Source organism: Pseudomonas sp. 2835, from assembly GCF_050435905.1.
GTDB lineage: Bacteria > Pseudomonadota > Gammaproteobacteria > Pseudomonadales > Pseudomonadaceae > Aquipseudomonas.
The window spans coordinates 21,914-34,926 of sequence record NZ_JBNDLE010000029.1; the positions used below are offsets into that span (position 1 = coordinate 21,914).

Consider the following 13,013-nt stretch of genomic DNA (forward strand, 5'->3'; position numbering starts at 1 on the left):
GCCGGCCTTGCCGGCGATGGGCTGCAACGCAGCCCCGGCTCATGCTCAGGTATTGGCCACTTTCTGCCAGACCTTGGGCTTGAAGAACAAGGTCTCGCCACGCGCCAAACCGCTCAGGCTGTCGTGGTCCTTGACCACCTCGGCCTCGATCAGCTCGCTCTGCCCTTCGACCTTCAAGGTCACCCGGGTCGTCGCCCCCAGCGGACGGATATCGCGCACCTGCGCCGCGTGATGGCCTTCAATTTCGTGGCGCGACAGCGACACTTCATGCGGGCGGAACATCACGTGCTGGCCTTCACTCAGGTGCAGGCGGTTGGAATCACCAAGGAAGTGATAAACGAAGTCGCTGGCCGGGTTCTCGTAGACCTCGCCCGGCGAGCCGATCTGCTCGATCACGCCCTTGTTCATCACCACGATCCGGTCGGCGACTTCCATGGCCTCTTCCTGGTCGTGGGTAACGAACACCGAGGTCAGGTTGATGTCTTCGTGCAGGCGCGCCAGCCAGCGGCGCAGCTCTTTGCGCACCTTGGCATCCAGGGCACCGAACGGCTCGTCGAGCAGCAGCACCTTGGGCTCCACCGCCAGGGCGCGGGCCAGGGCAATACGCTGGCGCTGGCCGCCCGACAACTGCTCGGGGTAACGGTCGCTGAGCCAGTCGAGCTGGACCATGTTCAGCAGCTCGTGGACCTTCTCGGCAATCTTGCTTTCGTTCGGGCGCTCGCCCTTGGGCTTCATGCGCAGGCCGAAGGCGACGTTGTCGAACACGCTCATGTGGCGAAACAACGCGTAGTGCTGGAACACGAAACCGACGTTGCGATCACGCACATCGTGGCCCGAGACATCTTCGCCGTGGAAGACGATGCTGCCCTGGTCGGGGGTTTCCAGCCCGGCGATGATCCGCAGCAAGGTGGTCTTGCCGCAGCCGGACGGGCCGAGCAAAGCCACCAGCTCGCCGCTGTGGATATCCAGGTTGATGCTGTCCAGAGCCTGGAAAGCGTTGAAGCGCTTGCTGACGTTACGAACTTCGATCGACATGAATTATTCCTCCGCCGCGTTATGGCGCAGACGGTTAATACGGGATTCGCTCCACTGCTTGAGCAGCAGGATGAAGAGCGCCAGGATCAGCAACAGGCTGGCGACGCTGAAGGCCGCAACGTGGTTGTATTCGTTGTAGAGGATCTCGACGTGCAGCGGCAAGGTGTTGGTCACCCCGCGAATATGCCCGGACACCACCGACACCGCACCGAACTCGCCCATGGCCCGCGCGGTACACAGCACCACGCCGTAGATCAGGCCCCATTTGATGTTGGGCAGGGTCACGTGCCAGAACATCTGCCAGCCGTTGGCACCGAGCAGACGCGCGGCCTCCTCTTCCTGGGTGCCCTGCTCCTGCATCAGCGGGATCAGCTCACGGGCCACGAACGGCACGGTGACGAAGATGGTCGCCAGGACAATGCCCGGCAAGGCGAAAACGATCTGGATGTCGTGATCCTGCAGCCACGGCCCGAACAAGCCCTGGGCGCCGAACATCAGCACGTAGACCAGGCCCGCGATCACCGGCGACACCGAGAACGGCAGGTCGATCAGCGTGACCAGGATGCTCTTGCCACGGAAGTTGTACTTGCTCACGCACCAGGCGGCGCTGACCCCGAACACCAGGTTCAGCGGCACCGAGATGGCCACGGCGATCAGGGTCAGCTTCAGCGCCGACAGGGCGTCGGGCTCGAAAATCGCCTCGAAGAACGTGCCCAGGCCCATTTTCAGGCCCTGAGACACCACGATCACCAGCGGTAGCAGCAGGAACAGGGCGAAGATCAACCAGCCTAGGCTGATCAGGATGCGCCGTGAAGTGGCACTGCCACGGCGGGCGGCATTGGCCGAAGCGGCCGCGCCAATAGAAGTCGCAGACATGGACGTGGCCTCCTTCAAGGGGTTTCGATGCGCCGCTGCAGCAAGTTGATCAGCAGCAACAGGATGAAGGAAACCACCAGCATCAACACGCCGATGGCGGTGGCGCCGGTGTAGTCGTACTGGTCGAGCTTGACCATGATCAGCAGCGGCAGGATCTCGGTCTTCATCGGCATGTTGCCGGCGATGAAGATCACCGAACCGTACTCGCCGACGCCACGGGCAAAGGCCAGGGCAAAGCCGGTCAGCCAGGCCGGCAACAGCGCCGGCGCCAGCACGTAGCGGAACACCTGCAGCGGCTTGGCACCCAGGCAGGCGGCGGCTTCTTCGACTTCACGGGGAATGTCGGCCAGCACCGGCTGCACTGTGCGCACCACGAACGGCAGGGTCACGAAGGTCAGCGCCAGGGTGATGCCCAGGGGGGTGTAGGCGATCTTGAAACCGAGGTCGGTGGCGAACTGGCCGACCAGGCCGGCCGGTGCGTAAAGCGCGGTCAGGGCAATGCCGGCCACCGCAGTAGGCAGGGCGAACGGCAGGTCGATCATCGCATCGATGATCTTGCGTCCGGGGAAGGTGTAGCGCACCAGTACCCAGGCCAGCAGGGTACCGATGATGCCGTTGATGATGGCAGCGTAGAGGGCAGTGCCGAAGCTCAGCTTGAGCGCCGCGAGCACCCGCGGGGCACTGACGATGGCCCAGAACTGCTCCCAGGTGAGCTGGGCGGCATGTATGAACATGGCGGCCAGCGGTATCAGCACAATCAGGCTGAGGTACACCAAGGTGTAGCCCAGCGTCAGCCCGAAGCCGGGTATGACGGGGGAAATACGACGTGACATAAAGGTCCCTGGTTGAACGCACGAAGCCCGGGACGAATCCCGGGCCCATGCTGGCTACTGAACGGCGATTATCCTGCCGGGCATCACTGCGCCGTGTAGATCTGGTCGAACACGCCACCATCGTTGAAGAACTTGGGTTGGGCAGTTTTCCAGCCACCGAAGTCTTTGTCGATAGTCACCAGGTCCAGTTTCGGGAACTGCTTGGCGTATTCGGCGGCGACTTTTGCGTCGCGCGGACGGTAGAAGTTTTCGGCGGCGATCTTCTGCCCGGCCGGGCTGTACAGATGCTTGAGGTATTCCTCGGCGATCTTCTCGTTGCCCTTTTTCTCGGCATTCTTGTCGACCACCGCCACTGGCGGCTCGGCAAGGATCGACAGCGACGGCACGACGATGTCGAACTTGTCGGCCCCACCATCTTCCTTGAGGGCCAGGAAGGCTTCGTTTTCCCAGGCCAGCAACACGTCACCCTGACCGTTGTTGACGAAGGTGATGGTCGAGCCACGGGCGCCGGTGTCCAGTACCGGTACGTGCTTGAACAACTCTTTCACGTATTCCTGGGCCTTGGCTTCGCTGCCACCGGTTTTCAGACCGTAGGCCCAGGCGGCGAGGAAGTTCCAGCGGGCGCCGCCGGAGGTTTTCGGGTTCGGGGTAATGACCGAGACGTCTTTCTTGATCAGGTCGCCCCAGTCCTTGATGCCTTTCGGGTTGCCCTTGCGCACCAGGAAGACGATGGTCGAGGTGTACGGGGTGCTGGCGTCCGGCAGGCGGGTCTGCCAGTTGTCCGGCAGGGTCTTGCCGAGCTTGGCCACTTCGTCGATATCGCCGGCCAGGGCCAGGGTCACCACATCGGCACGCAGGCCGTCGATCACCGCGCGGGCCTGTTTGCCCGAACCACCATGGGACTGCTGGATCTTCACCTTGTCGTCCGGGTGAGCCTGCTGCCAGTGCTTGACGAACTCGGCGTTGTACTGCTGATACAACTCGCGGGTCGGATCATAGGACACGTTCAGCAGTTCGTAGTCCTTGGCGATGGCGGAACCGGCAAAAACGGCGCTGGCGAGTGCTGCCAGGGCATAACGGCGGATGGACATGGTGAAGCTCCCGATTGGCGTATTTTTCTAATTAGGTGGCGCGTTAATCAGCTGGGCTTGTTGCCGGGGTTCTGCAGGCGGAACTTTTCCTTGCGTTCGATCTGGACGACCTGGGCGTTGTGCACGGTGATTTCCACCGCGCCAAACCGCAGGTCGCGCAGGGCGCTCTGGATTTCGCGCAGAATGGTGGCTTCGTCCTGACCGTCAACGCTACGCAGAGATGCGCTCATGCTCGTGCTCCTGTGATATGGGTGCCGTGCAGTGCGTGAAGGGGAGCGACTGCGCCTGGCTTGAGGGCAATCTTAGGGGGGCGCGAATATTCTTAAAAATACTATTTAAGAATTTTTATATAACCAAAAAAGCAAAGCTTTTGGGTGAGCCGGCATTGCCGGCGATAGCGCCCTCAGGCCCAGCGCAATTGCTGCGCCGGCACCGGCCGGCCGAACCAGTAACCCTGGCCCAGCTGGCATTGCTGCTCGAGCAGAAAACGCGCCTGCTCGGCCTGCTCGATTCCCTCGGCATGCACCAGCATGCCCATGCTCCGGGCCAGGGCGATGATCACCCGGACGATCGCCACATCGTCTTCATCACAGGGCAAGCCGGCAACAAAGCCCTGGTCGATCTTGAGCTTCTGCACCGGCAGGCGCTTGAGCCGCAGCAACGACGAATAGCCGGTGCCAAAGTCATCGATGGCCAGGCGCAAGCCCAGTTCACGCAAGCGGTGCAGCTGCTCCAGCGCCACTTCGGGGTCTTCCATCACCGCGCTTTCGGTCACTTCCAGCTCCAGCAGGGCCGGGTCCAGCGCCGTGTCGTGCAGCACCTGGGCGACCTGCTGGTAGAGGTCGCGATGGCCAAACAGCCGGCTGGAAATGTTCACCGCAACGAACTCCAGCGCCCGCCCCTCGGCCTGCCACTGGACCATCTGCAGGCACGCCTGGCGCAGCACCCAGGTGTCGATATCGGCAATCAGGCCGGTGCGCTCGGCAATCGGGATGAACTCCCCGGGCGGCACCAGCCCGCGCTGTGGATGCTGCCAGCGCACCAGTGCCTCGACGCCAATCATCTTGCCGCTGAACAGGTCATGCACCGGCTGGTAATAGACCCGCAGCTCTTCCTGCTCCAGGGCTCGGCGCAGCTCGCCAGCGGTTTCTACCCGCTGCTGGGCATGGGCGGTCAGCTCCTCGGTGTACAGCGCATAACCGGCGCGCCCGCAGGTCTTGGCCTTGAACAGCGCCGAGTCGGCATTGCGCAGCAATTGCTCGGCGCTCAGGGCGTCGCTGGGGAACAGGCTGATACCGATGCTGACGCTGATGAACAGGCGCTGGCTGTCGACTTCGAACGGCGCCTTCATGCCGTCGATAATGCTCTGGGCCAAGGCCGCGGCCTGGCCGACCTGTGGGCAGTTCTCGGCCAGCACGGCAAATTCGTCACCGCCCAGGCGCGCCAGGGTCACGCCATTGCCCAGCAGCGCCCTCAGGCGCTCACCGACCACTTTGAGCAGCTGGTCGCCAATGTTGTGGCCGAGGCTGTCGTTGATGCTCTGGAAGTGGTCCAGGTCGAGCAGCAGCAAGGCGCAGCCGCGCTTGTTGGTCTGCGCCGCGGCCAGGGCCTGCTCGGTGCGGTCGTTGAACAGCAGGCGGTTGGGCAGGTCGGTTAGCGGGTCGTGATGGGCCAGGTAGGCCAGCTCGCGCTCGGAATGCTTGATCGCGCTGATATCGCTGAACACCGCGACGTAATGGCTCAACTCGCCGCTGTCATCGCGAATCGCGCAGATGGTCTGCCACTGCGGATACACCTCGCCGCTTTTGCGCCGGTTCCAGATCTCGCCGCTCCACTCGCCCTTTTCGGCCAGGGTGGCGTAGATCTGCTGGTAGAACGGCGCACCGTGACGGCCGGACTTGAACTTGCTCGGGCGCTGGCCGAGCACTTCGTCCTTGTCGTAGCCGGTGATCTGCATGAACGCCCGGTTGACGTGCACGATCAGGCCATCGCGGTCGGTGACCAATACCCCTTCAAGGGTGCTGTCGAACACCGCCGCCGCCATGCGCAGGCGCTCGCGGTCCTCGCGGCGCAAGCGCACGCCGACGCCAATGAAGTTGAGCAAGCGGGCGCGCGAGACAAAAATCAGCAGGGCGCTGCACAACACCCAGAAATGCGCGCTGATCAGCTGCCAGCGGGCGATTTGCTCAGGCTCATCGAAAAGACTGTTCAATAATTGATCAGACAGTGCCAGCCACAGTACCGATAGCACGAGGTAGAGCGCCGCCATGCGCATGGCGTCTCGAATGGAAGCAGACATAAGGTCCCGGGCAAACCCACAAAAATTTGTGGGTGATTATAGGGTAGAAACATCCGGTGACCTCCTATCTAAAAGGCCGACTGGTTTTATTTGCTGGCGCAGGGATAATGTTTCCCGCTGTTCCCTATGTTTTTGAGGGCCATTTAGCCTATGTGGTACGAAGGTTTGCTCAACTTGTCAGTGTGGCAATTGCTGGCAGTTACCCTGGTAATGACGCATGTGACCATCGTCAGTGTCACCGTTTACCTGCACCGTTACTCTGCCCACCGCTCGCTGGAACTCAACGCCGGGCTCAAGCACTTTTTCCGTTTCTGGCTGTGGCTGACCACGGCGCAGAACACCCGCGAGTGGACTGCCATCCACCGCAAGCACCACGCCAAATGCGAAACCGTCGATGACCCGCACAGCCCGGTGATCAAAGGCCTGTCCACGGTCCTGCGCAAGGGCGCCGAGCTGTACCGCGAAGAGGCACAGAACCCGGAAACCCTGCGTATCTACGGCAAGAACTGCCCGGAAGACTGGATCGAACGCAACCTCTACAGCCGCTACAAGCTTGGCGGCATCGCCCTGATGGCGGTGATCGACCTGCTGCTGTTCGGCACCGCCGGCATCACCATCTGGGCAGTGCAGATGATGTGGATTCCGTTCTGGGCCGCCGGTGTGGTCAACGGCCTGGGCCATGCGGTCGGCTATCGCAACTTCGAATGCCGCGACGCCGCCACCAACCTGGTGCCCTGGGGCATCATCATTGGCGGTGAAGAGCTGCACAACAACCACCACACCTACCCCAACTCGGCCAAGCTGTCGGTCAAGCGCTGGGAGTTCGACATGGGCTGGGCCTGGATCAAGCTGTTCTGCTGGCTGCGCCTGGCCAAGGTGCAGCGGGTTGCGCCGATCGCCCACCGGGTCGAAGGCAAGGGCCAACTGGACATGGACACCGCCATGGCGATCCTCAACAACCGCTTCCAGATCATGGCCCAGTACCGCAAGCTGGTGATCGCGCCGCTGGTCAAGCAGGAACTGGCCCGCGTCGACGACTCGGTGCGCCACCAGTTCCGCCGGGCCAAACGCTTGCTGTCGCGGGAGACCAGCCTGCTGGAAGACCGTCACCACCTGCGCATCCAGACCATGCTCGAGCACAGCCAGGCACTCAAGACCATCTACGAAAAACGCCTGGCCCTGCAGCAAATCTGGGTACGTACCAGCGCCAACGGCCACGACATGCTCGCGGCCATGAAAGACTGGGTACACGAGGCCGAAGCCAGCGGTATCCAGTCGCTGCGCGACTTCGCCGCCCAGCTCAAGACCTACTCACTGCGCCCTGCCCTGGCCTGATGCCGTTGATCGGCGCACCCGTCCCGAGGCGCGCCGACCGGAACTTAGCCGCCTAATCTCACTCTGACAGGCATATCGCCCGCGTGGCGGGCCGGGTCGTGGCCGCACGCCCCCGTCGTGAGAATTTCCGCGCAAATGGTCAAGAACAAACCAACAACCCTGGCCTGCAATCCGCCACCTGAAGCCGCCCAGACCCTGCTGGCCCTGATGCACGCCCAAGGCGAGGTCGCGCGCCTGAGCGAGCGCGAACAGCTGTTCAGCTCGTTGCTCGACAGCGTTAACGCCGTGCTCTGGGCCTTCGACTGGGAAAGTCGCCAGGTGCTCTACGTCAGCCCCGCCTACGAGCGTATTTTTGGCCGCCCGGCCGGCCTGCTGCTGGCTGACTTCAATGAGTGGCGCGACAGCATCTACCCCGACGACCTCGACTACGCCGAACGCAGCCTGGCCGAAGTGCTGGTCAAAGGTGCGGTGGAAGACCGCGAATACCGCATCATCGCCGCCGACGGCCAGGTCCGCTGGATCAGCGACAAGTGCTTCATCAACCAGCAGGCCGACCCGAGCCAGCGGGTGATCATTGTCGGCATGGCTGAGGACATCACCGAAAAGAAGCAGCTCGAAGGCGAACTGCAGCGCCTGGCCACCACCGACGTACTGACCCAGAGCAGCAACCGCCGGCACTTCTTCGAGTGCGCCCAGCACGCTTTCGAAACCGCGCGGCTGGAGCAGGCGCCGTTATCTTTCCTGCTGCTCGATATCGATGACTTCAAACAGATCAACGACACCTACGGCCATCAGGAAGGCGACTATGTGCTGCAACGCATCGCCGACACCGGCAAGGCAGTGTTGCGCCGTGGTGATCAGTTCGGGCGCATTGGTGGCGAAGAGTTCGCCGCGGTGTTTCCGGGCTGCACGCCAGAGATCGCCCAGCAGATTGCCGAACGCCTGCAGCGCGAGATCCAGCGCTTGAGCTTCAGCCATGACGACCAGGTATTTGGAGTGACGGTGAGCCAGGGGCTGACCGGAATTACTGAGGATGACGAGTCGCTGGACAGCCTGTTCGCCCGCGCAGACGCGGCGATGTACCAGGCCAAACGCCAGGGCAAGAATCAGATTGTAAGAGGCTGACAGGCCATTACGCTGTTCTGGGGCTATTGTGGGAGCTGGCCTTGCCAGCGATTGGGCCGCAAAGCGGCCGCAAAATTTCAAACCTTGCGCAACCTGCCCAGCTCCGCCATCCCCACCTTGAGCAAGCGCGCCGTCTTGCTCTCGACCAGGCCTTCGAGCCCCTGATCCGCCGGCAAGCGTGCCAGCTGCCCGGCCAGGTTCATCACCAGCGCATCGCGTGAATACACACCACCGCCCAACTGATAGATCGCCGCAATCAGCTCACGCAGTTCCAGCGGCAAGCGCCAGCGGGTCCGCAGCGCCGAGCCGAACGCCGCGCCAAACTCGTTGAGCGACAGCTCCACCGCGTCCTCATCCAGCTCACCGCCGGCCTGCTGCCATTCCTGCAGGCAGCGCAGCAGTGCGAGATCGCCCAGGCAATGCAGCAAGCCGGCGCAATAGCAGCGCTCCTGGTCGAGCTCAAGCATGCGCGCCAGAGTCCGCGCGTATTCGGCGGTGTGCAGCGACAGGTTCCAGAAACGCTCGGCATGGCGCGACAGGATCGGGTCGCTGAGCTTGGCGCTGCGCTTGAGCGCAAGCCCCAGGACCAGGTTCATGCTCTGGGTCGTACCCAGTTTGTTCAACGCCTGCATCAGCGTCTGCACCGCGCCATCGCGATGCAGTGCCGCGCTGTTGGCGGCGGCGATGAGCACGGCGGTAACCTGCGGGTCGTTGCGGATCTCGGCCTCCAGCACCTTGAGGTCCAGGCCCTGGGGTTGCAGGCTGCGCTTGATCGCCAGCTTCACGTCGGCAAACAGCGGGCCGCCATCTGAGGTCGCCCGGCGCCCTTCGAGAAAGCGCGGCAGGGTCGAGCCCGGCTGCAGCGGCGGCACCGGGCAGGCGACCTGTTCCCCGGCGCTGAGCAGCAGGTCTTCCAGGCGCTGACGCAGCGAGTCCATGTTCAGCGGCTTGCTCAGGTAGGCGGTGGGCGCGAATGGCAGCACTTCGCGGACACTGGCGGCGTCACTACGGTTGCTCATGAGAATGAACGGCAGCGCTGGCTGGCGGCCCTTGGCGCGCACGTTACGCAGCAGGTCGAGGCCGTCGCCGCCAGGCAGTTCGCGCGCGGCGATGATCAGGTCGGGCTTGCTGGCCAGCGCCGCCAGCGCCTGCGAGCCATCGGCACACACCTGCAATCGCGCATCGCAGCGCACGCTGAGGAGCATCTGGCTCAGCATGTCCCGGACCCAGGGGTCGCCTTCGGCAATCAGCACGCAAGGTGCCTGGGCGGGCTCTACAACGCTCATACACAACTCTCCCGATATTTCGCTACACGCAATCCTGTGCACCTTCCTAGGTGTCTCCTTATAGGCAACCTTAGCCCCCTGGCCTTCCTTTGGGCGAAAAAAAACCCGCCGAAGCGGGTTTTTCTTCTAATGCGTCACAGTTTACGCGAGTTCTGCGAAGCACTCTTCGATGATTGCCAGACCTTGGTCCAGTTGCTCATCAGGCGAGGTCAGCGGAACCAGGATACGCAGGACGTTGCCGTAAGTGCCGCACGACAGCAGGATCAGGCCCTTGTCACGCGCCTTGGCGACAACCGAGGCAACGGCAGCAGCGTTAGGGGTGTGGGAACCGGCCTTGTCGAACACTTCAACGGCGATCATCGACCCCAGGGCACGCACGTCACCGATGATCGGGTGCTTGTCCTGGATCTTGCGCAGACCAGCGACCAGACGCTCACCAACAGCCTTGCTGCGGTCCAGCAGTTTTTCTTCTTCGAACACTTCCATCACGGCCAGGGCCGCGGCGCAAGCGATCGGGCTACCAGCGTAGGTGCCACCCAGGCCGCCTGGAGCGATGGCGTCCATGTACTCGGCCTTGCCGCATACACCGGCCAGCGGGAAGCCGCCAGCGATGGACTTGGCGAAGGTGGTCAGGTCTGGAGCAACGCCCATCTGTTCCATGGCGAAGAAGGTACCGGTACGGCCAGCGCCGGTCTGTACTTCGTCGGCGATCAGGAGAATGCCGTGCTGGTCGCACAGGGCACGCAGGCGCTGCATGAATTCTTTCGGCGCAACGTAGAAACCACCTTCGCCCTGAACTGGCTCGAGGATGATTGCGGCGATGTCACGGGCTTCGGCGTCGTTCTTGAAGATGCGCTCGATGGATGCGATCGAGTCGTCGATGCTCACACCGTGCAGCTCGTTCGGGTAGATGGCGCGGAAGATGCCGCCTGGCATCAGGCCCATGCCGGCCGAGTAAGGCACGACTTTACCGGTCAGGCCCAGGGTCATCATGGTGCGACCGTGGTAGGCGCCGGTGAAGGCGATCACGCCGGCACGGCCAGTGGCGGCACGGGCGATCTTGATGGCGTTCTCAACGGCTTCGGAACCGGTGGTAACCAGCAGGGTTTTCTTGGCGAAGTCGCCTGGCACCTTGGCGTTGATCTTTTCGCACAGCTCGACATAAGGCTCGTAGGCCAGAACCTGGAAGCAGGTGTGGGTCAGCTTGTGCAGTTGGGCTTCAACGGCAGCGATGATCTTCGGGTGTACGTGACCGGTGTTCAGTACCGCGATACCGCCGGCGAAGTCGATGAACTCGCGGCCTTCGACGTCAGTGACGGTGGCGTTTTTTGCCGACTCGGCGAAGATCGGGTGGATCTGGCCAACACCGCGTGGAACAGCGGCGACACGACGTTGCATCAAAGATTCGTTGGTCTTGCTCATAATGTCCTCAATTCGCCACACACAAGGTGGCGCGATTCAAGTCGGAGTGGCCGGTATTCAACTGCTGGCAGCATGCGTTGATCGACTGCTGCAGGGGCCCAGGCCACTGGATGTACGGTGTAAAAAAGGCCAGCGAGACGTCGCTCTCGCGCCCCGCTGGCAGAGGTAAAGCCTTACGCTGCGATCAGACGCTGATGCACAGGTATTTGATTTCCAGGTAGTCCTCGATGCCGTACTTGGAGCCTTCGCGGCCCAGGCCCGAAGCCTTGATACCACCGAACGGCGCAACTTCGTTGGAGATCAGACCGGTGTTGATACCGACCATGCCGTATTCCAGGGCTTCGGCGACACGGAACACGCGGCTCATGTCACGGGCATAGAAGTACGAGGCCAGGCCGAACTCGGTGTCGTTGGACATGGCGATGACTTCGGCCTCGTCCTTGAAACGGAACAGTGGCGCCAGCGGGCCGAAGGTTTCTTCCTTGGCCACGGCAGCGTTCTTCGGCACGTCGACCAGAATGGTCGGCTCGAAGAAGTTGCCTTCGATCAGCTTGCCGCCGCTGAGCACCTTGGCGCCCTTGGCGACTGCGTCTTCGATGTGTTCCTGGACCTTGGCCACGGCCTTGCCGTCGATCAACGGGCCGGTAGTGGTGCCGTCTTCCAGGCCGTTGCCGATTTTCAGCTTGGCCACTGCGGCCTTGAGCTTCTCGGCGAAGGCATCGTAGACGCCGTCCTGAACGTAGATACGGTTGGCGCAGACGCAGGTCTGGCCGTTGTTGCGATACTTGGAGATGATTGCGCCGTCGACGGCCTTGTCCAGGTCAGCGTCGTCGAACACGATGAACGGCGCGTTACCGCCCAGTTCCAGGGAAACCTTCTTGATGTCCTTGGCGCATTCGGCCATCAGCTGGCGACCGATCTCGGTGGAGCCGGTGAACGACAGCTTGCGCACGATCGGGTTGCCGGTCAGCTCGCTGCCGATGTCGCCGGCGCTGCCGGTGACCACGCTGAGCACGCCAGCCGGGATACCGGCGCGCTGCGCCAGCTCAACCAGGGCCAGGGCCGAGTACGGGGTTTGCGAAGCAGGCTTGAGCACCATGGTGCAGCCAGCGGCCAGGGCGGGGCCGGCTTTACGGGTGATCATCGCCGCCGGGAAGTTCCACGGGGTAATGGCTGCGGTCACACCGATTGGCTGCTTGATCACGATCAGGCGCTTGTCTGGCTGGTGGCCCGGGATGGTGTCGCCGTACACGCGCTTGGCTTCTTCGGCGAACCACTCGATAAAGGAAGCGGCATAGGCGATTTCGCCCTTGGCTTCGGCCAGTGGCTTGCCCTGCTCGGTGGTCATCAGGCGGGCCAGGTCATCCTGGTGCTCGATCATCAGCTCGAACCAGCGACGCAGTTTGCCAGCACGTTCTTTGGCGGTCAGCGCGCGCCAGGCCGGCAGCGCCTTGTCGGCGGCCTCGATGGCACGGCGGGTTTCAGCGGCGCCCATCTTCGGCACAGTGCCGATGATCTCGCCCGTTGCCGGGTTGTTGACCTTGATCGTCTGGCCGTTGTCCGCGTCCAGCCACTCTCCATTAATGAAGGCTTGCTGGCGGAACAACTGGGCGTCTTTAAGCTGCATGTCGGGCTTCCTTAACTGCACCGTGCAGGCACGGAGCGAATTATTGATTGTAGAAAAAGGAGAGCGTTTGAAATCTCAAACGAA

General features: G+C 62.6%; 11 protein-coding genes. 2 read left to right on the forward strand and 9 right to left on the reverse strand.

Going from position 1 to position 13,013, the window contains the following annotated elements:
* Positions 1-45: 45 nt before the first annotated feature.
* The 6 genes from ABIE20_RS25920 to dibA form a co-directional block, all read right to left on the reverse strand.
* The gene (locus tag ABIE20_RS25920) at positions 46-1,035 is read right to left on the reverse strand and encodes a sulfate/molybdate ABC transporter ATP-binding protein (RefSeq protein WP_429508293.1); all 990 of its coding nucleotides are present in this window, start codon (positions 1,033-1,035) and stop codon (positions 46-48) included.
* A 3-nt stretch (positions 1,036-1,038) separates the two neighbouring features.
* Positions 1,039-1,911: a sulfate ABC transporter permease subunit CysW gene (gene cysW, locus ABIE20_RS25925; RefSeq protein ID WP_045201758.1), complete on the reverse strand. Its 873-nt coding sequence runs from the start codon at positions 1,909-1,911 to the stop codon at positions 1,039-1,041.
* A gap of 14 nt (positions 1,912-1,925) precedes the next feature.
* Positions 1,926-2,744: a sulfate ABC transporter permease subunit CysT gene (gene cysT, locus ABIE20_RS25930; protein ID WP_010222098.1), complete on the reverse strand. Its 819-nt coding sequence runs from the start codon at positions 2,742-2,744 to the stop codon at positions 1,926-1,928.
* 83 nt (positions 2,745-2,827) lie between these two features.
* Positions 2,828-3,835: a sulfate ABC transporter substrate-binding protein gene (locus ABIE20_RS25935; RefSeq protein ID WP_429508296.1), complete on the reverse strand. Its 1,008-nt coding sequence runs from the start codon at positions 3,833-3,835 to the stop codon at positions 2,828-2,830.
* A gap of 47 nt (positions 3,836-3,882) precedes the next feature.
* Positions 3,883-4,065 carry a sulfur starvation response protein OscA gene (oscA, locus tag ABIE20_RS25940; protein ID WP_007941032.1) on the reverse strand — a complete coding sequence of 61 codons (183 nt, stop codon included), beginning with the start codon at positions 4,063-4,065 and terminating at the stop codon, positions 3,883-3,885.
* 173 nt (positions 4,066-4,238) lie between these two features.
* The gene (gene dibA / locus ABIE20_RS25945; RefSeq protein ID WP_429508298.1) at positions 4,239-6,134 is read right to left on the reverse strand and encodes a phosphodiesterase DibA; all 1,896 of its coding nucleotides are present in this window, start codon (positions 6,132-6,134) and stop codon (positions 4,239-4,241) included.
* 150 nt (positions 6,135-6,284) lie between these two features.
* Here dibA and desA point away from each other — a divergent pair, with 150 nt between their 5' ends.
* Positions 6,285-7,469, forward strand: a complete 1,185-nt coding sequence (gene desA, locus ABIE20_RS25950; protein ID WP_195885418.1) for a delta-9 fatty acid desaturase DesA — start codon at positions 6,285-6,287, stop codon at positions 7,467-7,469.
* A 135-nt stretch (positions 7,470-7,604) separates the two neighbouring features.
* Entirely contained in the window at positions 7,605-8,594 is a 990-nt protein-coding gene (locus tag ABIE20_RS25955; protein ID WP_429508300.1) for a GGDEF domain-containing protein, read from the forward strand.
* Between the two features lie 77 nt (positions 8,595-8,671).
* Here ABIE20_RS25955 and ABIE20_RS25960 read toward each other — a convergent pair whose 3' ends face one another.
* From ABIE20_RS25960 to gabD, 3 genes are all read right to left on the reverse strand, one after another.
* Positions 8,672-9,880, reverse strand: a complete 1,209-nt coding sequence (locus ABIE20_RS25960) for an HDOD domain-containing protein (protein WP_429508302.1) — start codon at positions 9,878-9,880, stop codon at positions 8,672-8,674.
* A gap of 141 nt (positions 9,881-10,021) precedes the next feature.
* The gene (gene gabT / locus ABIE20_RS25965) at positions 10,022-11,302 is read right to left on the reverse strand and encodes a 4-aminobutyrate--2-oxoglutarate transaminase (protein WP_429508303.1); all 1,281 of its coding nucleotides are present in this window, start codon (positions 11,300-11,302) and stop codon (positions 10,022-10,024) included.
* A 184-nt stretch (positions 11,303-11,486) separates the two neighbouring features.
* Positions 11,487-12,929, reverse strand: coding sequence for an NADP-dependent succinate-semialdehyde dehydrogenase (gene gabD, locus ABIE20_RS25970; RefSeq protein ID WP_123564738.1), 1,443 nt, complete (start codon positions 12,927-12,929; stop codon positions 11,487-11,489).
* Positions 12,930-13,013: the final 84 nt, after the last annotated feature.